Raw genomic sequence first — 21,890 nt, 5'->3', positions numbered from 1 at the left:
GCGTGTTCACCACATGTTCGGTCGAGGGAACGCCACCGTTCCGCGTCTTTCGCGAAGTCCGGTACGGCAGGCCCGCTATAGTCCACCGATGAATCATGCAACCTCCGCGTCCCTCTTTGATGGGATCGCAGCGGGCTACGACGACGACCTGTTCCACCAACTTGTGGCCGAGAAGCTGGTCGGCGGTGTGACCCCCGGTTCACCCCCGAACACGGTGCTCGACGTCGCCAGCGGGACGGGAGCCGCGGCGTTCGCGGCCCTGCGGCACCTGCGAGCCGAGCATGTCATCGCGGTCGATCTGTCAGCAGGCATGATCGATCGGGCGATCGCGAAGGCCGCGATTCAGGACCCCGAGGGAAGGATCGCCTGGCGAGTCGCTCCCGCCGTTCCGGCGCCCGTCGGCTCCTCCAGCGTTGATGTCGTTCTTTGCGCCTCGTCGCTGCACTTCCTCGGGGCGGAGGCCTTTCAGGACTGGCTGCGCGTTCTCCGTCCGGGCGGGCAACTGGCGTTCACCCTTCCCTTCGCGGAGACCTTCACCCCGTCGGGGGCCATGGCCGAACTCGTCGCCGCGGACCTCAGGCTTCCTGTGGACGAGGACCAGGCCGCCGCGCTGGCGACCGACGCGGGGTTCGAACATGCTGTCGCTCAACGGTTCGAAACATCGGATGAGCGGTTGCGAGTGGTGTTTCTTGTCCATGCGACCTCGCCGGGCTGAGGATCCCGTCCGGAAAGCCCGCCGGGCCGGTAGGCGTGGCAGGCCGTACACGACTCAGCCCCGTGCCGCGGATGGCACGGGGCTGATCGGTGCGGGGCTGACGGTGCGGGGCCACGGCGGGGCGCCGTGGTCACGGCGACATCTCGCCCGCGGTCACTTCGGGACGCGTGCGACGCAGAAGACGGTCTGGCCGAAGGGGGGACGGATGAAGCGCTCGATGAAGCGGGTGGTGGGCACCACGGTGCGGTCGTAGATCTTCACCAGGCGAGGGTCGGGGTAGCCGACGCCGCCGCGGCGGACGGCGGCCCACCAGGCGATGCCGCCGAGGAAGTTGATCGGCTTCAGCACGTCGATGTCCAGGCCGGCCTTGGAGACCGTGCTGCGCAGGGTGGCGGGGGTGTAGCGGGTGACGTGGCCGACCTTGCGGTCGAAGTCTCCGTACAGCTGCATGTAACCCGGAACCCAGATGATGATCCGGCCGCCGGGAAGGGTGACCTTGGCGAGGGAACGCAGGGCCTCGACGTCTTCCTCGATGTGCTCCAGGACGTTCATCATCACGACGGTGTCGACCTTCTCGCCGATCGGGATGTCGGTCGGCAGGCCGAACTGCAGCACGTCGATGTCGTCACGGTCGGCGAAGCGCGTGTTGAGCTGCTCCACGCAGTACGGGTCGAAGTCGCTGACCACCAGCCGGTCCAGGCGGGGCAGGAACTGCTCGGCGAAGTGGCCCAGGCCGGAGCCGATCTCCAGCATGGATCGACCCACGTGCGGGGCGACCATGTCGAACTCGTACTGCCGGTAGTTCTTGGCCTCGTCCCCACCCAGGTGGTTCTCCAGGGCCTCGTCACCGGCCGCGGGTTGCACTACGCGGTCATACCCAGACATGCGGTTCCGTCCAGCTCGTTCACAGAAAGCCATGACTTCACGGTCACGGCTACGGGCAGGCAAGAGAGTCTAATGGCCGTTCCCGGAGAGCGGCCCCCCAAACGACATACCGCGGCCTAGCATGGGCACTTCCATGAAAACTACCTTCGTCGGCCGGAGCGCGGAGATCGCGCAGGTGGTTCGCCTGGTCCGGGAGTCTCGCCTGGTCACGCTCACCGGGCTGGGCGGCGTCGGGAAGACGCGTCTGGCGCTCCGGGTGGCCGAGGAGGTCGCGCGAGGGTTTCCCGACGGCCTCTGGCTCGTCGAGCTGGCCTGCCTGACCGACCCGTACCTGTTGCCGGAGACCGTGGCCGGCAGCATGGGCGTGGCCGACCAGTCCGCCCGGCCGCAGGAGGAGGTCCTGGCCGAGTGGCTGAGCACGCGCAGGTCGCTGCTCCTGCTGGACACCTGCGAGCACCTGGTCGACGCGGTGGCCGCGCTGGCGGACACCCTGCTGCGCGGAGCGCCCGGACTCCAGGTGCTGACCACCAGCCGCCAGCCGCTGGGCGTTTCCGGCGAGCACATCTACCTCGTCCCGCCGCTTCCGGTCGAAGACGCGGTGGCCCTGCTGCGCGACCGTGCGGGCCTCGCCGAGAGCGCGGGCGGCATGGCCGAGCTCTGCGCGGGGCTCGACTGCATCCCTCTGGCGATCGAGATGGCGGCCGTACAGTTGCGAACCACGTCGGTGGAGCGGCTCACCCGGCAACTGGACGACCGCTACCACCTGCTGACCGGGGGCGGCGGACCGGTGCGGCACGAGTCGCTGCGTGCGGCGATGGGCTGGAGCCACGAGTTGTGCACCCCGGCGGAGCGGCTGCTATGGGCGCGGCTGTCGGTGTTCGCCTCCGGATTCGACCTGGAGGCCGCCGAGCGGGTCTGCGCGGGCGGGCCGCTCCCGGCCGCGCTGGTGCTCGAAACGCTGACCGGGCTGGTCGACAAGTCGCTCGTGCAGCGGGAGGAGCACTCCACCGGGGTACGGCTGCGCATGCTGGACACCGTCAGGGAGTTCGGCGCCGAATGGCTGTCGCGACTGGGCGAGGTCGACGCCGTCCGGGGCCGTCACCGTGATCACTATCTCCGGCTGGTCAAACGGTGTGCCGTCGAATGGCCCGGCCGGCAGGTGGAATGGTACGGGCGGATGCGTGCCGAGCAGCGCAACTTCCGCAAGGCGTTCGAGCTGTGCCTGGCCGATCCCGAATGGTCCCGGGCCGGTCTGGACCTGGCCGGTTCCCTGTGGTTCCTCTGGATCTGCTGCGGCATGCTGCGCGAGGGCCGCCACTATCTGGAGGCGGCGCTGCGGACGAACACCGAGCCCGGCCCGGAACGGATCAGGGCGCTGTGGGTCTGCGCCTGGGTGGCGGGGCTCCAGGGGGATCTCGACGTCGCGCGGGAACGGCTCGCCCGGTGCCGGGCCGAGGACCCCGAGGAAAGCGCGGCCGGTTACATCCTCCAGATGGAGGGCCTGCTCGCCCTGATGCGGTGGGACTTCCCGCGGGCGGTCGAGTCGCTGGAGGAGGCCATGGCCTGGCACACGGCCAGGGGCAACGTGCTTTCCGGGCTGCTGCCCTGCCACACGCTGGCGGCACTGAGCCTGCTGGCGGCGGGCAGGCCGGAGGAGACCATGGAGACGCTCTCGGAGGGGCAGGCCCTCTGCGAGGTCCACGGGGAGGAATGGAGCCGTGCCCAGATGGAGTACGTCTTCGCCTGGGCCGAGCACGTCAAGGGCCGGGCGCCCGGGGCGCTCCGTCATGCCAGGGCGGCGCTCGCCGGAGCGCGGCTCTTCAAGGACATGCTCCTGACGGTCGTCTGCGTCGAGATGATCGCCTGGGCGGAGGCGGCGGGGGAGACGAAGGGGGCGGCGGGCAGGGCGGCCCGGCTCCTGGGCGCGGCTCAGGCCGTCTGGGACTCCTCGGGATTCTCACAGTTCGGCTGGCCGATCTTCGCCCCCATCCGGCGACGTGCCGTGGCCCAGGCCGCGAAGGCTCTCGGCGGTGGAGAATTCGATACCCGATTCGCCGAAGGACAGCGGCTTGACCTGCGTATCGCTGTGAAATATGCGCTGGGGGAGAAGATCTCATAACCGGTGCCGCCGCACCCCGCCGGGTCCGTTACCCCTCCCGTGGTTGGCTTGCCACCACACGCGGAGGGGCGAGGAATCGGTGGCGGAGACGCGGACACGTCGGGGAAACGTCCCGGCGGAGACGAGCAGTCTCGTCGGACGGCGGGCTGAACTCGATGAGATCGCCGCGCTGATCGACCAGTCGCCGCTGGTCACCCTCACCGGGGTCGCCGGTGTGGGCAAGACCAGATTGGCCATCAGGACCGCTGACCGGCTCCGTGACTCCTTCGCCGACGGGGTGTGGGTCATCGAACTCTCGGCCGAGCAGAACGGCGACCTGATCGGTCACGGCATCGCCGCGGTTCTCGGTCTGCGGGAGCAGTCGGTGCGCCCCCAGGCCGAGGTGCTGGCCGACTTCCTCGCGGACAAGCGGATGCTGCTGGTCCTGGACACCTGCGACCATCTGATCGACGCCTGCGCGGCGCTGCTGCGCCGAATCCTGTCCGAGGCCCCGCACGCGCGGGTGCTCGCCACCAGCCGCCAGCCGCTCGGCCTGCCCGAGGAGCGGCTCCTGCCGATCGAGCCGCTCGCGGTCCCCGGGCCCGGGGCCACCGGGTCGGAGGCGGTGCGGCTGTTCACCGAGCGGGCCCACGCGCTGGTGCCGGACCTCACCCTCGACCCGGCTGCCGTGGCCCAGGTCTGCCGCCTGCTGGACGGCATCCCGCTCGCCATCGAGCTGGCCGCCCGGCGGCTGCGGGCGCTGTCGGTCCAGCAGATCGCCGAACGGCTGGACGACCGCTTCGCGCTGCTCGTCGGCGGGAGCCGTACACCGTTGAGACGTCACCAGACCATGCGCACGGCGGTCGGCTGGAGCCACGAGCTGTGCACCGCCGAGGAGCGGCTGCTCTGGGCCCGGCTGTCGGTCTTCGCCGGGTGGTTCGACGCCGACGACGCGTGGGCGGTGTGCGCCGACGAGCGGCTCGCGGAGCTTCCGCTGTGCAGGCTCGTGGACAAGTCGATCCTGATCGCCGAAGGGCCGCGCTACCGGATGCTCGGCACGATCCGCGACTACGGCAGGGAGTGGCTGCGCCGGCTGGGCGAGGAAAGAACCTTCATCCGCCGCCATCACGACCACTACCTGGCGCAGGCCCGCAGGGCGGAGGCCGAGTGGTACGGCCCGCACCAGCTGCGATGGGCCGACTGGGTTCGCCACGCGTTGCCGGACCTGAAGGCGGCCCTCGACCATGACGACGGGTTCGACCTGGTCACCGCGCTCTGGTTCGCCTGGTGCTGTCTCGGTCAGGCGAGACAGGGGCGCTACTACCTGGATCGGGTTCTCCGGTGGCATGAGCGGCCGAGCCCGGCGCGGACCAAGGCCCTGTGGGCGTGCGCGTGGGTCGCGCTCTGCGCGGGCGACACGGACGCGGCTCACCGCCGGGCGATCGAGGCTTACGAGGCCGCGACGGCCGAAGACGACTTCGCAGCCGCCGGATGCGCCCGGCAGAGCGCCGCGGCGACCGCTCTCGCTCGAGGCGAGCTCGACGAGGCCGAACGTCTCGCGATCGAGTCGGCGGAGCTGCTGGCGCGGGCGGCTTGCGCCCATGTCGGGCTTGCCGTCGCCGAGGCGACGCTGGCGATGGTGCTCTGCGTCAAAGGCGAGTTCGACCGGGCGGTGGAGGTGCTGATGCGGCAGTGGGCACGCTGCGCTGAGCGTGGCGAGCTGTGGGCGCGATCCCACGGCGACCACGCGCGGTCGCTCGCCGAGCTGGGCAGGGGCGAGTTCGACGCCGCCGAGGTCTACGCGCGGGCGGCGCTGGAAGTGAAGTGGCGCCTGGGTGACGCGGCGGGCAGCGCCATGGCGATGGACCAGCTGGCCGCCGTCGCCGTGGCGCGCGGCGACGGGCGGCGGGCCGCCTGCCTGCTCGGTGCCGCCCAGCGGATGTGGGCGACCTTCGGACTGCCCCCCTCGGGTTCGCGAGGGTTCGTGGCTCCTCGTGAGCGCACCGAGAGCGAGGCCAGGGCGCTGGTCGGCGACGCCGTCTACGAGGGTGCCTTCGCCCAAGGGATGATCATGGATCCGGACGCGGCCGTGACGCGAGTCCGAGATACCGGATTCGATCATCCCTAGGGTGACCGCGGTGGACGGATAGATCCACAAAACAGGCCCGGGGTCAACGCGCACGCTCTGAGAAGGCGATTCGGCTCGTGATCCTGACGGCGTGCGATTTCTCCTGAGTGGAAGGAGCACGAACCGGTGGAGCACAACCCATGGTGGCGCGGGAACCTCCCCGCGGAGACGAGTGATTTCGTCGGCCGTGAGGCCGAGATCCGGGAGTTGCTGAAGCTTCTGGCCGAAACACCGCTGGTCACGGTCACCGGCGCCGCGGGCGTCGGGAAATCGCGGATCGCCGTCAGAGCGGCGGAAGAGTGTCACGACTCCTATCCGGACGGCGCCTGGCTGGTGGAGCTGTCCGGCGAGCACAACGGCGACCTGCTCGTTCACATCGTCGCCTCCGCTCTGGGGCTGCGCGAGCAGTCGGCCAGGCCCCCGGCGAACGTCCTCGTCGAGTTCCTCGCGGACAAGAACCTCCTGCTGCTCCTGGACACCTGCGAGCACCTCCTGACCGCCTGCCGCGACCTCGTCACGGAGATCCTGGAGAGGGCGCGTGGCGTGAGGATCATCGCGACCTCGCGGCAGGCGCTCGGGCTGCCGCGAGAGGCGCTGCTGTTCGTCGAGCCGTTCCAGGCGCCCATCCCTGAGATCGCCGGGCTGACGCTGAACGACGCGCTCCGGCTCTTCCTCGGCAGGGCCGAGGTCACGGCGCCCGGTCTGGAGATCGGCGAGACGGACCTGACGGTCGCGGCCGGGATCTGCCGGCTGCTGGACGGTATCCCGCTCGCCGTCGAGCTGGCCGCCGGGCGGCTCGGGGCACCGTCGGTGGAGCGGCCGGTGGAGCAGCCGGCGGAGCGGTCGGCCGGGTGTCTGGAGGGCCGGTTCGGGACGGTGGAGCGGCTGGCCGGGTCCTTGGAGGGCCGGTTCGGGACGGTGGAGCGGTCGGCCGGGTGTCTGGAAGACCGGTTCGAGACGCCGCCCACCGGCCGGTCGCCGATCTCCGTCCACCGGACCCTGCGCATCGTGGTCGACTGGAGCCACGAGCTGTGCACCGCCGAGGAGCGCCTGCTCTGGGCCCGGCTGTCGGTCTTCGCCGGATGCTTCGAGGAGGAGGCGGCCCTGTGGGTGTGCGGTGACGATCACCTGGTCAACGTGCCGGACCTGCTGGCCGGCCTGGCGGACAGATCGCTGCTCGTCCGGGTCCCCGGCGGTTACCGGCAGCCCGGCACGATCAGGGAATACGGCAGGGAGCGGCTCGCCCGGTCCGGCGAGGAGGCTCGGCTGGCCAGGCGGCACCGCTACTACTACCTCGACCTGGCACGCCAGGCCGACGCCGACTGGTACGGCCCTCGGCAGGAGGAATGGGCGGCCCGGCTGAACTTCTCGATCACCGACCTCCGCCGAGCCCTCGGCTCCGGCTCTCCGTCCGCATCCCCGGCCGTCGAACTCGCCGGGACGCTCTGGATCCTCTGGTTCTGCCTGGGCCGGATGCACGAGGGCCGCCACCACATGGGGCGGGCGATCGACGCCGCGCCCGTCACCGATCCCGGGCTGCCTCGGCTCCTGTGGGCCGACGGCTGCGTGGCCATCGCCCAGGGAGATCTGGAAGGTGGCCGCCGCAGAGCGGAGGCGGCGCTGTCGGCCGCCCTCGACTGGGATGACTACGCGGCGGCGGGGCAGGCACAGCTCCGCCTGGCCGGCCACTCACTGTTCGTCGGCGCCCTCCACGAGGTGGAACCCGGCGTCGAACGCGCACGAGAGTATTTCCGCAGGGCCGGGGCCACGACCGTCGGCGAGCCGCTCGCCCTGGTGACCATGGCCATGGCCGTCACCTGCCGTGGTGAGTTCGCCGAAGCGATCTCCATCCTGGAGGAGGTGCGGCGGCTCTGCGACGCCCGCGGCGAGCGCTGGGCTCGCGCCCACGGCGACTACGTGCTCTCCATAGCCCAGCTCGGCCTCGGCCGCACGGCCGAGGCGGCGACGGCGGCCAGGCAGTCGCTCGACGTCAAGTGGCGCTTCCGCGACGCCACCGGCGTGACGCTGGCCGTGGACCAGCTCGCCGTGATCGCCGCGGTCCAGGGAGACGGTTACCGTACGGCCCGCCTCCAGGGCCTGGTGGTCCGGTTGTGGACCATGTTCGGACTGCGCGGTTTCGGCTCGCGGGGCATGTCGGAGCCGAGGACGGTCGCCGAGCGCACGGCCAGGCAACTGCTCGGCGACGACGTCTACGACAAGGTCTTCGCCGAGGGGTACGACGACGATCCCGACTCCGCCGTCGCTTACGCCCTGGGCTGAGGGCTTCCGCTCGGGTGCTTCCGTGCGATGGAATCTCTGACAAGATCCGCAAAGGAGCCCCCGACGGACGACGACGAGGCGATCGCCCGCTCGCTGGACGGTGACCTGGCCGCCTACGAGGTGCTGGTCACCCGCTACAGCGCGCTCGCACACCGCACCGCGGCGATGCTCGGCGCCGGAGACGAGACCGAGGACGCGGTCCAGGAGGCCTTCGTCAAGGCCTACCGCCACCTGGCCACCTTCCGCCGCGGCGAGCCGTTCCGCCCCTGGCTGCTGCGGATCGTGGCCAACGAGACCCACAACCTGACCCGCTCGCGGGGCCGCCGGGCCGAACTGACGGTGAAGCTGACCGAACTGGATCCCCCGGAGACCGAGGGGCCCGAGGACGCGGCCGTCGCCGTCGACCGGCGCACCCGGCTTCTCGACATGGTGCGTACGCTTCCCGAGCGGGAACGTCAGGCCGTCGTCTGCCGGTACTTTCTGCAGCTGTCGGAGGCCGAGACCGCCCAGGTGCTCGATCTGCCGGTCGGCACCGTCAAGTCGCGGACCTCCCGCGGCCTGAACCGTCTGCGTGAGGAGGTGGGCCGTGACCTCGCCTGACGACCTCGAAGCCCGGCTTCTCGCCCTCGGCGAGTCCCTGGACGTCTCCGCCCCGCCCCCCGCCGAGGTGGCGCGGGCCGTACGGGCACGCCTCGAAGCCCTCTCCGCCGAAGACCGCCCCCTCGCAGCGGCCCCCCGGCCGATCGCCCGCCGATGGCGGCGGGCGATCGCCTCCGCCGTCGCGATCACCGTCGCCCTGTTCTTGGGGGCGACCCCGGTGGGACGGGCCGCGGTCGTGGAGATCCTGCGGTTCGCGGGGGTCGAGCTGAAGATCGGCGGTCCCGGGCCGCTGCCGTCCGGGGCACCCGAACCGCTGCCGGGAGAGCGGCGGGTCACCCTGGAGCAGGCCCGGGAGCAGGTGGCGTTCCCCGTCTCGGTTCCCGCAGAGCTGGGAGACCCCCAGGACGTCAGGGTGAGCGACGGCGGCCGGGTGGTGTCGCTGCTGTGGCCGGGGGTGAGGCTCGACGAATACGACGGCAGGCTGGAGGTCGTCTTCCGCAAGGACCTGGGCCCGCCCTGGCCGGTGGAGGTCAGCCTGGGCACCTCGCAGGCATGGTGGATCCCCGCCGCACACGGTCTGACCTACCTGCCCCGCGGCGGCAGGGCCCCGATTCCCCTCCGCCTGGCCGGCCCCACCCTCATCTGGCAGCGAGGACAGACCGGCCTGCGTCTGGAGGGCGTCGGCGACCTCCGGCGGGGCCTGGAGGTCGCCCGCTCACTCCGCTGACGCCAGCCAGTCGTCGACCCCCCTGAGCATCTCCTTGAGCACCGACTCCGGGGCCGCCGACGCCCGGATCGACTGCCGGGCCAGCTCGGCCAGCTCCGCGTCGCTGAAGCCGTACACCTCCCTGGCCAGCTCGTACTGCGGCAGCAACCGCGCGCCGAACAGCAGCGGGTCGTCGGCGCCCAGCGCGATCGGCACCCCGGCGTCGAACAGCCGTCGCAGCGGCACGTCCTCGGCCCGCTCGGCCACCCCGAGGCCGACGTTGGAGGTCGGGCAGACCTCGCACACGATCTGCCGGTCGGCCAGACGCTCCATCAGCCGCGGCGACTCGGCCGCCCGCACGCCGTGTCCCACCCGGTCCGCGCCCAGCATGTCCACGCACTCGGCCACGCTGTCGGCCCCCAGAAGCTCCCCGCCGTGCGGTACGGCCAGCAGCCCGGCCCGCTTGGCGAGCCGGAACGCCCCGTCGAAGTCGCGGGCCCGGCCACGGCGCTCGTCGTTGGACAGCCCGAACCCGACCACGCCCTGGTCCATGTAGTGCGTGGCGAGGCGGGCGAGTGTCTTGGCGTCCAGGGGATGCCGGGTCCGGTTGGCGGCCACCACGACCGCGACCCCTATCCCCGCGTGGTCGGCCGCTTTGCGCGCGGCGTCGAGCATCAGCTCCATGGTCGAGGTGAGCCCCCCGAACCGATGGGCGTATCCGGACGGGTCCACCTGGATTTCCAGCCAGCGCGACCCCTCGGCCGCCTCATCCTCGGCGGCCTCCCGCACCAGCCGGTAGACGTCGTCTTTCCGCTGGAGGACCGTCCGGGCGATGTCGTACAGCCGCTGGAACCGGAACCAGCCTCGCTCATCGGTCGCCCGCAGTTTGGGAGGCCAGTTCTGCTCCAGCGCGTCCGGCAGGTGCAGGCCCCGCTCGTGGGCCAGCTCCACCAGGGTCGAGTGCCGCATCGAGCCGGTGAAGTGGAGATGGAGATGGGCTTTGGGCAGTTCGTTGAGGGGACGTGGCATTTCCATATGGTGCCGTATCCCTGGCACGCCGGGACCATTCTTGGTCTCAACCTGACGGTCGGCTCGTGCGTTGGGGAGGGCGAAAGGGGACCTCGCTGATGACAGAAGAAGACGAGGCGGCCTTCGACGAGTTCCTGGCCGCACGGAGCACGGCACTGCTGCGCACCGCGATCCTGGTCTGCGGCGCGTCACCGCACGACGCCGAAGACCTGGTGCAGAACGCGTTGGAGAAGGTCTACCGGCACTGGAGCCGGATCCGCCATGACAATCCCGAGTCCTACGCCCGCAGGGTCGTGGTCAACGCCGCGATCAGCCTCTCCCGCCGCCGCAAGGTGATTCAGGAGATCACCTTCGCCCGGCCCCCGGAGACGCTGGTCGACTCTCCGGACGTGGAACTGCGGGACACGCTGCTGGCGGAGCTGCGCAGGCTGCCCGCGCGGATGCGCGCGGTGCTGGTGCTGCGCTACTGGGAGGACCTGTCGGAGACCGAGACGGCCGCGCTCATGGGCTGCTCGGCGGGGACCGTGAAAAGCCAGGCCGCACGGGGGCTGGCTCGGATTCGCGAGCGTATGGGCACGCTGGAAGGGGCATTCGGATGAGGCTTGAGGAAGAACTGGCGGAGGCGATGCAGGCGCACGTCGTGAACGTGCACGCCACACCGATGATGGGCAAGACCATCCGTCGCCGCCACCGCACCCACAAGATCTGGTTCCGTACGGCGGGCGCCGCCCTGGTGACCGCCGCCGTCGCCGGCGCGGTCCCCACCTACCTGGCGCTGAACGCGGGCCCCGCCCCGGTGACCCCGGCCGCCCAGGGGGCACAGCCGACGGGCGACGCGGTGGCCACCGTGGTTCAGGAGGTGGTCGTGCCGGATGTGACCGGCCTGAAAGTGGGGGAGGCCACGGAGAAGCTCCAGAGCGCGGGGCTGCGCGTCGCGCTGGAGGGGCCCACGATTGAGCCGGACTGGGTGACGCGGGAGCAGAGTCCCGCCGGAGGGGCGAAAGCCCTGGAGGGAAGCACCGTCACGCTGACCGCTGCCGAGGCGCCCGACCCGGCGCGGAGCGCCACGCCGGACGGCGACGGGAACGCCGACGCGGAGGTCTCCCAGCCGCAGGACCTCGGCGACCTGGGCGACGGCCGCGAGTTCGGCGGGATCCGCATCGGCTACCTGCCCGAGGGTCTGGTGTGGGGGAAGTGGTCGGTCAAGGACACCTTCGGCAAGTCCAGCTACTCCACGTCCTGGAGGAAACCGGACCTCGCCCCCGGGCTGTACAGCGTCCAGGCGATCGTCTACAAGGGCGGAGCCGCGGCTGAGATGGTCAAGCGGCTCACGGGTTACCGGAAGGAAGGGGTCAAGCCCGTCGAGTTCGGCGACACCAAGGGTTATCTGGTCCGCATGGGTGAGGCCGGGAGGCTCGACGACAATGACGAGCTCGGGACGCCCACGATCGTCTGGATGGAGCGCCCTGGCCTCGCGGTCGAGCTCATGATGAGCCCCGCCTACCTGGAGGAGCTGGGCAAGGACAAGACCGAGGACGAGCTCAAGAAGGTCGCCGCGAGCGTCGAATCCACCAAGTGACCCGTGTACGGCTCGCATCCCCCGGCGCGAGCCGTACACGGGCCCGGGAAAGCCGTAGAGGTCGCGCGCAGGGGCCGCGACGCTCATGGCCACGGCACGCTTCGGATCATGATCGCCGTACGCGACGGGCCCGTACATGATCCCATGCATGGCAAAGAGGCCCGGAGTACATGACAAAGAGGCCCGGACCGTCGCGGTCCGGGCCTCTTTGTCACTGCCGTCAGCGGCACGCGCCGTAACGCGATACGGCTAGCGGGCCTGGGTCAGGAACTTGGCCACCCGGCTGACGCCCTCGACGAGGTCCTCGTCGCCCAGCGCGTAGGACAGGCGGAAGTAGCCCGGGGTGCCGAAGGCCTCGCCGGGCACGAGGGCGACCTCGGCCTCTTCGAGGATCATCTCGGCGAGCTCGGCGGACGTCTGCGGGCGCTTGCCGCCGAAGTCCTTGCCCAGCAGCTCCTTGACCGAGGGGTAGGTGTAGAACGCGCCCTTCGGCTCGGGGCACAGCACGCCGGGGATCTCGTTGAGCATCCGGACCATGGTCTGGCGGCGGCGGTCGAAGGCCTCACGCATCTTCGCCACGGCCGACAGGTCGCCGGTGACGGCGGCCAGGGCGGCGATCTGGGACACGTTGGCGACGTTGGAGGTGGCGTGCGACTGCAGGTTGGTCGCGGCCTTGACGACGTCCTTCGGGCCGATCAGCCAGCCCACCCGCCAGCCGGTCATGGCGTAGGTCTTGGCGACGCCGTTCAGGACGACCACCTTGTCACCCAGCTCGGGAACGACGGTGGCGATGCTGGCGAAGGTCGCGTCGCCGTAGGTGAGGTGCTCGTAGATCTCGTCCGTGACGACCCACAGGTCGTGCTCGACGGCCCAGCGGCCGATCGCCTCGACCTGCTCGGGGGTGTAGACCGCGCCGGTCGGGTTGGACGGGGAGACGAACAGCAGGGCCTTGGTGCGCTCGGTGCGGGCCGCGTCGAGCTGCTCCACACTGGCGAGGTAGCCCGTGGTCTCGTCGGTCACGACGTCGACCTGGACGCCACCGGCCAGCTTGATGGCCTCGGGATAGGTCGTCCAGTAGGGAGCGACGACCAGAACCTCGTCACCCGGGTCGAGCAGCGTGGCGAAGGCCTCGTAGACGGCCTGCTTGCCGCCGTTGGTCACCAGCACCTGGGCCGCGTCGACCTGGTAGCCGGAGTCGCGGAGCGTCTTGTCGGCGATGGCCTGCTTCAGCTCCGGGAGGCCACCGGCCGGCGTGTATTTGTGGAACTTGGGGTTCCGGCACGCCTCGATGGCCGCCTCGACGATGTAGTCGGGAGTCGCGAAGTCCGGTTCGCCCGCGCCGAAGCCGATGACCGGGCGGCCCGCCGCCTTCATCGCCTTGGCCTTGGCGTCCACGGCGAGCGTGGCTGACTCGGAGATCGCGGAGATGCGCGCTGAGATGCGAGGACGGGTCATGCCTCCATGGTTACAGACCGGTGGCGTTGTTTCCGCCGCCTATCCATGATGTGGACGGGATGTGGAGGACCCGTGGCCGAACCTCGCGGGTGGGGAGAGACGGGCAAGCCGTGGCAGCGGGAGACAACAGCCCATGACCTGGAGGATTGGGCGCCGGTTCGACGTAGCGGCCATTCCCCCGTAGACTCCGAGAGGGTCTTACCGCCGTATGCGTGAATCGGCGGTTGAGACCGTGAGCCACGGACAAACATCGGTCCAACCGATGTATGGTGGTTCATGTCTTAGGGCACTGGCGCAATTGGCAGCGCACCGGTCTCCAAAACCGGGGGTTGGGGGTTCGAGTCCCTCGTGCCCTGCGAAGAGCGGTCCGCGCATCAAGGCGTCCAGCGCGCCGCAGGTATGCGTTGGATACGACGGATCAGGTGAGGACTGTGGCGATCGACACGCGCGGCGAAACCGCAGGCAAGCCGAGCGGTGAGAAGAAGGCCAAGCGCACTTCTCCTGCCCTTTTCTACCGACAGGTTGTCGCCGAACTCCGCAAGGTCATCTGGCCTACGCGCAAGGAGCTCATCTCCTACACCGTCATCGTTCTGGTCTTCGTCCTGATCATGGTTGCGATCGTGTCCGGCTTTGACGCCCTGTTGACCGAGGGTGTGCTGCGGATCTTCGGCGGAGCTTAAGCCGATATCCGGCGTGCTTCCCGCGGTAAGTCCATCAGCCCATCGACGGAAAGAGAACGAACTACCGTGTCCGAGTCTTCACAGCCGGCCGGCGAGTCCCGCGAAGAGCGGGCGGGCGAGCCGGAAGAGGCCGTCGACGTCACGGAGGACTCGCTCGACGAGTCCGCCGAGGTTGACATCGACGCCGAAAGCGAGGCCGAAGAGGCCCCGGCCGGCAGCGTCGACGAGGACGGCGACGTCCTTCCCGACGTCGACCCGGTCGAGGAGTTCAAGCGCCAGCTGCGGGGCCAGTACGGCGAGTGGTACGTCATCCACTCCTACGCGGGTTACGAGAACCGCGTGAAGTCGAACATCGAGACCCGTACCCAGTCCCTCAACATGGAGGATTACATCTTCCAGGTCGAGGTGCCCACCCACCACGTGACCGAGGTGAAGAGCGGCAAGCGCCAGCTCGTCAAGGAGCGGGTGCTGCCCGGCTACGTGCTGGTCCGGATGGAGCTCACCGACGAGTCGTGGTCCGCGGTGCGTAACACGCCCGGTGTGACCGGCTTCGTCGGCCTGTCGAACAAGCCGAGCCCGCTGAGCATCGACGAGGTCGCCAAGCTGCTCGCGCCCGAGCCGACCGAGGAAGTCAAGAAGTCGACCGCCAAGGTCTCCGCCGCCACCGTCGACTTCGAGGTCGGCGAGTCCGTCACGGTCATGGACGGCCCGTTCGCCACGCTGCCCGCCACGGTCAGCGAGATCAGCGCCGAGTCGCAGAAGCTCAAGGTGCTCGTGTCGATCTTCGGTCGTGAGACCCCGGTTGAGCTCTCGTTCAACCAGGTCTCGAAGATCTGATTCGGTCGCATAAACTAAGTCGTTCGGCGGCCGTGCCTCGCGAAGCGCGGCTTGCCGACTTGCTCCCCCGTGTCTGCGTGGGAGCCGCATCACCCGATTAGGACCCGGAGAGAACCATGCCTCCTAAGAAGAAGATCGCGGCACTGGTCAAGGTCCAGCTTCCCGCTGGCCAGGCCACGCCCGCCCCGCCGGTCGGTACCGCCCTCGGTCCGCACGGCGTCAACATCATGGACTTCGTCAAGCAGTACAACGCTGCCACCGAGGCCCAGCGCGGCAACATCATCCCCGTTGAGATCACCATCTTCGAGGACCGCACCTTCACCTTCATCACGAAGACGCCCCCGGCGCCTGAGCTGATCAAGAAGGCCGCCGGTGTGGCCAAGGGTTCGGCCGTCCCGCAGAAGGACAAGGTCGGCAAGCTGACCAAGGAGCAGCTGCGCCAGATCGCCGAGACCAAGATGCAGGACCTCAACGCCAACGACATCGAGGCGGCCGAGAAGATCATCGCCGGCACCGCCCGCTCGATGGGCATCACGATCGCCGAATAGTCACGGCGGCGAGCCGGGCCCGGCAGCCGAGACGCGGATGCGGAACGGCATCCGCCGAACCGGCCGGGGCCCGACGGCGGACGCACCCGTGAGGGTGTTCGCCATCACAACGATGAAACAGGTGGAAGGGCCAGGCGCTGGCCCGTACCACAGACACTCGGATTCACAGGAGTGAGCAAGTGAAGCGCAGCAAGGGATACCGCAACGCGGCGGACCAGATCGACCGCGAGGCCCTCTACAGCCCCCTCCAGGCCGCCAAGCTGGCCAAGGAGACCAGCGTCGCCAAGTTCGACGCCACTGTCGAGGTCGCCCTGCGTCTCGGCGTCGACCCCCGCAAGGCGGACCAGATGGTCCGTGGCACCGTCAACCTCCCGCACGGCACCGGTAAGACCGCCCGGGTCCTGGTCTTCGCGACCGGTGACCGTGCCGAGGAGGCCCGCGCCGCGGGTGCCGACATCGTCGGTGCCGACGAGCTGATCGACGAGGTCGCCAAGGGCCGCCTCGACTTCGACGCCGTCGTCGCCACCCCCGACCTCATGGGCAAGGTCGGCCGCCTTGGCCGCGTGCTCGGCCCGCGTGGTCTGATGCCGAACCCCAAGACCGGCACCGTGACCCCGGCCGTGGGCAAGGCCGTCACCGACATCAAGGGCGGAAAGATCGAGTTCCGTGTCGACCGGCACGCGAACCTGCACTTCATCATCGGCAAGGTGTCGTTCGGCGAGCGTCAGCTGGTCGAGAACTACGCCGCCGCCCTCGACGAGGTGCTGCGTCTCAAGCCGTCCGCGGCCAAGGGGCGCTACCTGAAGAAGGCCACCTTCACCACGTCGATGGGCCCCAGCATCCCGGTCGACCCGAACGTGACGCGGGCGATGACCGCCGAGCTCGACGCCTGATACCAGACGTTTTCCTGGAAAGGCCTCAACCGAATGGCCATTCGGTTGAGGCCTTTCTTCGTTCTCTCGGAGGAAGCGCTCCGTTTTTCCGCCGCGTAGTGTCATAGACAAATACGTCGGGGGACACGAAGGGGTGAAGACGGATGCGCCGATTGGCTCCCGCACTGGCACTGGGAGCGGCCGCGCTGGTCGCGGTCACGGGATGTGGTGCGCAGAGCACCGGTTCCCTCGGGAACATCAAGCTCGCCGCCGCCGAGGCGGTGCAGCAGAGCGCGCAGAGAGCCGGGGAGGTGACCTCCTACACCACGGACCTGGTGCTTGACGCCACCGATGGGGAGAAGGGCGCGAGCAAGGTCCAGGGCAGCGTGCTCTACCAGAGCAAGCCCCAGCTGGCGACCGACATCAAGCTGGACACGATCACCTTCGGCGGGCAGAACGTGCCGGGCGGGGCTCGGGCGATCCTGACCGGCGACACGGTCTACGTGAAGTCGGAGCTGATCAACAAGTTCGCGGGCGCGGCCAAGCCGTGGATCAAGGCTTCTCTCGGTGAGCTGGACGCTCAGGAGCAGGAGCAGATCAAGGGCTTCATGGCTCAGGTCCAGCAGTTCGACCTGGCCGGAACCGTCAAGTTGCTGACCGCGTCGAAGGACGTCAAGGCCGTCGGCACCGAGACGGTCGGGGGGGTGGAGACCACCCACTACAGCGGCACCTTCCCGGTGGCCGAGGCCGCGCAGGTGATCGACCCGGCCAGGCGTGAGCGGCTCCAGGAGGAGCTCTCGCACGTCAAGGACGTGAAGTTCGACCTGTGGTCCGACGCCGAGAACCTGCCCCGCAAGGTCACGCTGAGCGGCTCCGAGCAGGGGGACACGTTCAACCTGACGGCGCTTTTCCGGGGCTTCAACGAGCCCGTCGAGATCGTCGCTCCGCCCGCCGACCAGGTGGGCGACCTGCCGAAGAACCTCGGCGAAAACTGATCTCCGTTCGCGGCCCGCGCCGCCGGCCAGACGGCCGGGGCGCGGGCCGTTCCGCTTGATTTGGCATGCGTCCTGGCAGAGCGTATGCTGTCAACGCCAAAGACCGCCGGTCGTCGCTATGCCGCATGGCTTAGCGACCCAAGGATCCACGTAAGTGGACGGCCCGCGTAGGTGTGATGTGAGTTTTCATTTGGATGTTTTCCTTATGTGAGCCCCGTGCGCCTGCGCCGGGGCTTGTTCGCGTATATGGGTCTTTCCGGCGGCACATCTGGAAGGAGGCCCATGGCGAAGGCGGAAAAGGCAACGGCCGTAGCGGAGCTCAAGAACAGCTTCGAAGGCTCTAACGCTGCCGTTCTGACCGAGTACCGCGGTCTCACCGTCGCTCAGCTCAAGCAGCTGCGCGTTTCTCTCGGTGGGAATGCGAAGTTCGCCGTGGTGAAGAACACGCTGACCAAGATCGCGGCCAATGAGGCCGGGATCACTGAGCTCGACGACCTGCTCGCGGGTCCGTCGGCGATCGCGTTCGTCAACGGCGACGTGGTCGAGGCTGCCAAGAGTCTGCGTGACTTCGCCAAGGCCAATCCCCTCCTGGTCATCAAGGGCGGTGTCGTCGACGGCAAGTCGATGGGCCCGGCCGAGATCAGCAAGCTTGCCGACCTTGAGTCGCGTGAGGTTCTCCTCGCGAAGCTGGCCGGTGCTCTGAAGGCGAAGCAGGGCCACGCGGCCGCCGTCTTCAACGCGCTGCCCACCAACATGGCTCAGCTGGCCGAGGCTCTGCGCGCGAAGCGCGCGGAGGCCGGCGAGTAGGTCCGCGCAAGCGGTCCCAGGGGATTAGCGCATACATACCGCGGTCCCAATTCTTAGTTTGTTTGATTCATACGGAGGAACCACTATGGCGAAGCTCAGCACCGACGAGCTGCTCGACGCTTTCAAGGAGATGACCCTCCTTGAGCTGTCCGACTTCGTGAAGCTCTTCGAGGACACCTTCGACGTCAAGGCTGCCGCTCCGGTCGCCGTCGCCGCCGCCCCGGTTGCCGGTGCCGCCGCCGCCGAGGAGGCCGAGGAGCAGGACGAGTTCGACGTCATCCTCGAGGCCGCCGGCGACAAGAAGATCCAGGTCATCAAGGAGATCCGCGCTCTGACGAGCCTGGGCCTCAAGGAGGCCAAGGACCTCGTGGACGGCGCTCCCAAGCCCGTCTTCGACGGCAAGGTCAACAAGGAGCAGGCGGAGAAGGCCAAGGCTGCCCTCGAGGGCGCCGGCGCGACGGTCACCGTCAAGTAATCAGCTTCACCAGGAAGAGCGGGTCCACCAGGTGCCGGTGGCCCGCTCTTTTTGCGTTCCCGCCCGCATGCCATTGTTGGACGCTAAGTCTTATAACCGTGCCGTAACGATCCCCGGATCTTGCCGGACCCTCTTCCAATCCGGGCGATCGTGGCTACGGTTGTCTCATCCGGGGGTATCTCCGCCAGGCCACTGGTTGGTGTCGGTCCGCAGTCTTCCTGGAGGGCGGCAGGTGGGCGTCGAAGTCGTGGTCGAAGGTCTGACCAAGTCGTTTGGCAAGCAGGTCATCTGGGAGGACGTCACGCTGACCCTCCCCGCCGGAGAGATCTCCGTGCTGCTCGGCCCGTCGGGGACGGGCAAGTCCGTTTTCCTGAAGACCCTCGTCGGCCTCCTGCGGCCCGAACGCGGGCACATCTGGATCGACGGCCATGATCTGGCCAACTGCAGCGAGAACAAGCTCTACGAGCTCCGGAGGCTGTTCGGCGTCCTCTTCCAGGACGGTGCCCTGTTCGGCTCGCTCAACCTCTACGACAACATCGCCTTCCCGCTGCGGGAGCACACCAGGAAGAACGAGACCGAGATCCGTCGCATCGTGATGGAGAAGATGGATCTCGTCGGCCTGATCGGTGCCGAGGCCAAGCTCCCCGGGGAGATCTCCGGCGGCATGCGCAAGCGAGCGGGTCTGGCCAGGGCCCTGGTTCTCGACCCGGAGATCATCCTGTTCGACGAGCCCGACTCCGGACTGGACCCGGTCCGCACGGCCTATCTGAACCAGCTCATCGTGGATCTCAACGCGGAGATCGAGGCGACGTTCCTCATCGTCACCCACGACATCAACACCGCCCGTACGGTGCCCGACGACATAGGCCTGCTCTTCCGGCGCGAGCTGGTCATGTTCGGGCCGCGCGAGATGCTGCTCTCCAGCGACGAGCCGGTGGTCCGGCAGTTCCTCAACGCCCGCCGGCATGGCCCGATCGGCATGTCGGAGGAGAAAGACGTCTCCGAGCTGGAGGCCGAGGCGCAGATGGGACACGACCCGGGCGGCCTGCCGCCGATCCCGCCACAGCTCATGCCGAGTGCGAACCGGATCCGCCGGACGCAGCGCCCGCCGGGGTCCTGGCTGGCCGCCAACGGCGTCATCCCCCCTCCGAACTCGTTCGTGGACGAGCGGGGCCGCAACTGGCTGGAGGAGTATCCCCGTCTCGTGACGGCCCATCTCAACGGCGTGAGGTGATTCCGCTCACGCGGGCGAGCGTCTTTTCGGTCTTCCCCGCGGCGGTTCCGTGCCGTCGCCGTGTGATGCCGGAGAGGGGCGTGAACAGGCTCCGCCGACCGGCCGCCGGGTGGAAGGGGCCTGGGACAGGCCGGGAGAGATCCCTGTGACGACCTGTGCGGCGGGTTATGATCCGGCGGCCGGGAGCTTACCGCCTGGAGGTCTGATGCCACGTGATCATCGACTCGCGTTCCGGAGATCGTGCCGCCTGCGTCTCGACTCCATGCCCCTGGGTGGCCAGGCACATCGGCACTCGGTCTTTGCTATCGGTCGAGCTCAACCTAGCGAAAGGCACCGACAGATTTTAATGAGCGTTTCGGCGAGCGCCACTCCTCCCCGGTTCGGGAACCGAAGCATCCTGACGAGACCCCGGTGAACGCTGCCCGGTCGAACGCCGGCCGGCCCCTCCGCCCGCTGAGGATCGTCGGGCCGGTGATGGGTGTGCTGATCGCGGTGCTGCTGGCCGCGGCCTTCTGGGTGGGCAGGGACCTGCGTGACGCCCAGGCGACGGCCGACGACCGCGAGGCGGCGGTCTGGGCGGCGCGGACACACGTGCTCAGCCTGCTCTCGGTCAGCCATCAGAGCGTCGACGCGGACATCAAGCACATCCTGGACACCTCCACCGGAGTGGCCAAGGCAGAGTACGCCAAGAACGCCACGGCGCTCAAGGAGGAAACGATCAAGAACAAGGTTCTCCAAGTGGGAGCTCTGCGTGCCGCCGGGCTCGTCTCGCTGAAGGGGGACACCGCTCAGGTGATGGTGGTGGGCGACGGGCTGATCCGGTGGGACGGGAGCAAGAAGGCGCCGCAGGAGCGGTTCTACCGCTGGAACATGGAAGTGACCAAGGTCACGGGGGTCTGGCTCGTGTCGAGGGCGGAGCAGGTCCTGTGACGCGCGTCTCCCTGCTGGTGACCGCGATGCTGACCGCCGTCGCGTTCATGCTCGCGGGCGCGGTCTGGATCATGTTCACCGACCTGAACCGGCTGCGTGGGGACGAGGCCGCCGGCCGGGAGGCGCTCGCGGCGGCGCGCCTGGTCGCCTCGGACATGTTGTCTTATGACTACCGTACGATCGAACAGGATTTCGCAAGAGCCGGGGGATACACCACCGGTGGCCTCACCGAGCACTACAGGAGGCTTGCCGCGGCCCTGGTGCCGCTGGCCAGGCAGCAGCGCACGGTGCAGCAGGTGACGGTGGCCGGGGCGGCGGTGGAGTCGGCGGAGGCCGGCCGCGTCGAGGTGTTGTTGTTCATGAACACGGGCACAGTGAAGATCCCGGCCGGGGAGAAGGAGCCCCGGCGGCAGGTCAGCCAGAACCGTGCCCGCCTGGTCATGGTCAAAAAGGATTCGCGCTGGCTGGTGGCGGAGCTGTCCACGCTGCTCGGAAGCCCTCCGCCGGGCTAGCTGGCGTGGCGCTTTATTCAATTGTTAGTAAAATCCACGTTTAGATTTGGTTTGCCGAGGGGTAGATAAGCCACGGCAGTCTCGATCGTCAGCCGGACATCGGCTAGCGTTCGAACCGCCGTGTGACTGAGCGTTAGCCACACCAGGTCGCGGGTATCGTCTTGGATCCGGTGGTGTGCGCAGGTCATCCGGTGGGAAAACTCCCAGCGTCTCGGCTGTTCGTTGGCCGAAATGTCGGCTCCCGGGCTTGACGTTTCGGCTCTGACGGGCGATGCTGCGACCAACGTGGAGCGTGCAGCGAAAGTGGAGTGGACAGGTGTATGCCGTTCGGCTACACTGCCCCTTTGCGCTGCCCTTTGACGACCCGCTTCTTTTGGTGCTCCGATGCATGGTCGTCTGGCGTGCGTGTAGTCAGTCCGCCGCGAGCCCTCGGAAGGACATCTGTTGGCAGCCTCGCGCAACGCCTCCGCCGTACCCGCTGGTCCCCGTCGTGTGTCTTTCGCACGAATTCAGGAGCCACTCGAA

The 21,890-nt window shown here is 68.9% G+C and carries 21 protein-coding genes and 1 tRNA gene; 19 read left to right on the top strand and 3 right to left on the bottom strand.

Annotated elements, in window-relative coordinates; genetic code table 11:
• Positions 1-88: 88 nt before the first annotated feature.
• Positions 89-715 (top strand): class I SAM-dependent methyltransferase, encoded by a 627-nt coding sequence (locus ACFY2X_RS43655; RefSeq protein ID WP_389950190.1) that lies wholly within the window; start codon positions 89-91, stop codon positions 713-715.
• A 153-nt stretch (positions 716-868) separates the two neighbouring features.
• On the opposite strand, the gene ACFY2X_RS43650 is transcribed toward ACFY2X_RS43655, so the two are convergent.
• Positions 869-1,600: a class I SAM-dependent methyltransferase gene (locus tag ACFY2X_RS43650; RefSeq protein ID WP_389950187.1), complete on the bottom strand. Its 732-nt coding sequence runs from the start codon at positions 1,598-1,600 to the stop codon at positions 869-871.
• Positions 1,601-1,733: 133 nt separating this feature from the next.
• Here ACFY2X_RS43650 and ACFY2X_RS43645 point away from each other — a divergent pair, with 133 nt between their 5' ends.
• The 5 genes from ACFY2X_RS43645 to ACFY2X_RS43625 all read left to right on the top strand — a co-directional run bounded on the left by ACFY2X_RS43645 (position 1,734) and on the right by ACFY2X_RS43625 (position 9,433).
• Positions 1,734-3,719 (top strand): ATP-binding protein, encoded by a 1,986-nt coding sequence (locus tag ACFY2X_RS43645; protein WP_389950184.1) that lies wholly within the window; start codon positions 1,734-1,736, stop codon positions 3,717-3,719.
• Positions 3,720-3,798: 79 nt separating this feature from the next.
• Complete coding sequence (locus ACFY2X_RS43640; protein ID WP_389950181.1) at positions 3,799-5,826, top strand: ATP-binding protein; 2,028 nt, start codon at positions 3,799-3,801, stop codon at positions 5,824-5,826.
• 126 nt (positions 5,827-5,952) lie between these two features.
• Positions 5,953-8,106, top strand: a complete 2,154-nt coding sequence (locus tag ACFY2X_RS43635; protein ID WP_389950178.1) for an ATP-binding protein — start codon at positions 5,953-5,955, stop codon at positions 8,104-8,106.
• A gap of 27 nt (positions 8,107-8,133) precedes the next feature.
• Complete coding sequence (locus ACFY2X_RS43630; protein WP_389950175.1) at positions 8,134-8,706, top strand: RNA polymerase sigma factor; 573 nt, start codon at positions 8,134-8,136, stop codon at positions 8,704-8,706.
• Positions 8,693-9,433 (top strand): hypothetical protein, encoded by a 741-nt coding sequence (locus tag ACFY2X_RS43625; RefSeq protein ID WP_389950172.1) that lies wholly within the window; start codon positions 8,693-8,695, stop codon positions 9,431-9,433. The genes ACFY2X_RS43630 and ACFY2X_RS43625 overlap by 14 nt, the downstream gene beginning before the upstream one ends.
• Here the strand turns inward: ACFY2X_RS43625 and ACFY2X_RS43620 are convergent.
• The gene (locus tag ACFY2X_RS43620) at positions 9,422-10,441 is read right to left on the bottom strand and encodes an adenosine deaminase (protein WP_389950169.1); all 1,020 of its coding nucleotides are present in this window, start codon (positions 10,439-10,441) and stop codon (positions 9,422-9,424) included. The genes ACFY2X_RS43625 and ACFY2X_RS43620 overlap by 12 nt on opposite strands.
• Before the next feature lie 98 nt (positions 10,442-10,539).
• Between ACFY2X_RS43620 and ACFY2X_RS43615 the strand changes: the two genes are divergently transcribed.
• A complete protein-coding gene (locus tag ACFY2X_RS43615) occupies positions 10,540-11,040 on the top strand; it encodes a SigE family RNA polymerase sigma factor (RefSeq protein WP_389950166.1) in 501 nt (166 codons plus the stop codon).
• Positions 11,037-12,020, top strand: coding sequence for a PASTA domain-containing protein (locus tag ACFY2X_RS43610; RefSeq protein WP_389950163.1), 984 nt, complete (start codon positions 11,037-11,039; stop codon positions 12,018-12,020). Before ACFY2X_RS43615 ends, ACFY2X_RS43610 begins: the two co-directional genes overlap by 4 nt.
• 249 nt (positions 12,021-12,269) lie before the next feature.
• Here ACFY2X_RS43610 and ACFY2X_RS43605 read toward each other — a convergent pair whose 3' ends face one another.
• On the bottom strand, positions 12,270-13,475 hold the full coding sequence (locus ACFY2X_RS43605; RefSeq protein ID WP_389950160.1) for a pyridoxal phosphate-dependent aminotransferase: 1,206 nt from the start codon (positions 13,473-13,475) through the stop codon (positions 12,270-12,272).
• A 283-nt stretch (positions 13,476-13,758) separates the two neighbouring features.
• On the opposite strand from ACFY2X_RS43605, the gene ACFY2X_RS43600 reads away from it, so the two are divergent.
• The 11 genes from ACFY2X_RS43600 to ACFY2X_RS43550 all read left to right on the top strand — a co-directional run bounded on the left by ACFY2X_RS43600 (position 13,759) and on the right by ACFY2X_RS43550 (position 21,365).
• Positions 13,759-13,831: transfer RNA gene (locus ACFY2X_RS43600), tRNA-Trp, on the top strand.
• 75 nt (positions 13,832-13,906) lie between these two features.
• Positions 13,907-14,155, top strand: a complete 249-nt coding sequence (secE, locus tag ACFY2X_RS43595; RefSeq protein WP_389950158.1) for a preprotein translocase subunit SecE — start codon at positions 13,907-13,909, stop codon at positions 14,153-14,155.
• A gap of 66 nt (positions 14,156-14,221) precedes the next feature.
• Positions 14,222-14,992, top strand: coding sequence for a transcription termination/antitermination protein NusG (gene nusG, locus ACFY2X_RS43590; RefSeq protein WP_389950155.1), 771 nt, complete (start codon positions 14,222-14,224; stop codon positions 14,990-14,992).
• Positions 14,993-15,108: 116 nt separating this feature from the next.
• Positions 15,109-15,540, top strand: a complete 432-nt coding sequence (rplK, locus tag ACFY2X_RS43585; RefSeq protein WP_389950152.1) for a 50S ribosomal protein L11 — start codon at positions 15,109-15,111, stop codon at positions 15,538-15,540.
• A 179-nt stretch (positions 15,541-15,719) separates the two neighbouring features.
• Positions 15,720-16,433, top strand: coding sequence for a 50S ribosomal protein L1 (rplA, locus tag ACFY2X_RS43580; protein ID WP_389950150.1), 714 nt, complete (start codon positions 15,720-15,722; stop codon positions 16,431-16,433).
• A gap of 143 nt (positions 16,434-16,576) precedes the next feature.
• Positions 16,577-17,407 (top strand): DUF1396 domain-containing protein, encoded by an 831-nt coding sequence (locus ACFY2X_RS43575; RefSeq protein WP_389950148.1) that lies wholly within the window; start codon positions 16,577-16,579, stop codon positions 17,405-17,407.
• A 282-nt stretch (positions 17,408-17,689) separates the two neighbouring features.
• Positions 17,690-18,214 (top strand): 50S ribosomal protein L10, encoded by a 525-nt coding sequence (rplJ, locus tag ACFY2X_RS43570; RefSeq protein ID WP_389950146.1) that lies wholly within the window; start codon positions 17,690-17,692, stop codon positions 18,212-18,214.
• Positions 18,215-18,299: 85 nt separating this feature from the next.
• A complete protein-coding gene (gene rplL, locus ACFY2X_RS43565) occupies positions 18,300-18,689 on the top strand; it encodes a 50S ribosomal protein L7/L12 (protein ID WP_389950143.1) in 390 nt (129 codons plus the stop codon).
• Between the two features lie 232 nt (positions 18,690-18,921).
• Positions 18,922-19,923 (top strand): ABC transporter ATP-binding protein, encoded by a 1,002-nt coding sequence (locus ACFY2X_RS43560; RefSeq protein WP_389950141.1) that lies wholly within the window; start codon positions 18,922-18,924, stop codon positions 19,921-19,923.
• Between the two features lie 411 nt (positions 19,924-20,334).
• Positions 20,335-20,853, top strand: a complete 519-nt coding sequence (locus tag ACFY2X_RS43555) for a hypothetical protein (protein ID WP_389950138.1) — start codon at positions 20,335-20,337, stop codon at positions 20,851-20,853.
• Positions 20,850-21,365, top strand: coding sequence for a hypothetical protein (locus tag ACFY2X_RS43550; protein WP_389950136.1), 516 nt, complete (start codon positions 20,850-20,852; stop codon positions 21,363-21,365). Before ACFY2X_RS43555 ends, ACFY2X_RS43550 begins: the two co-directional genes overlap by 4 nt.
• Positions 21,366-21,890 lie beyond the last annotated feature (525 nt).

The sequence above is a fragment of the Streptosporangium sp. NPDC000396 genome (assembly GCF_042898655.1).
In the GTDB taxonomy this organism is placed as follows: Bacteria; Actinomycetota; Actinomycetes; order Streptosporangiales; family Streptosporangiaceae; genus Streptosporangium.
The sequence above is the reverse complement of the archived record's forward strand: the minus strand, read 5'-3'. Positions and strand labels throughout refer to the sequence as shown.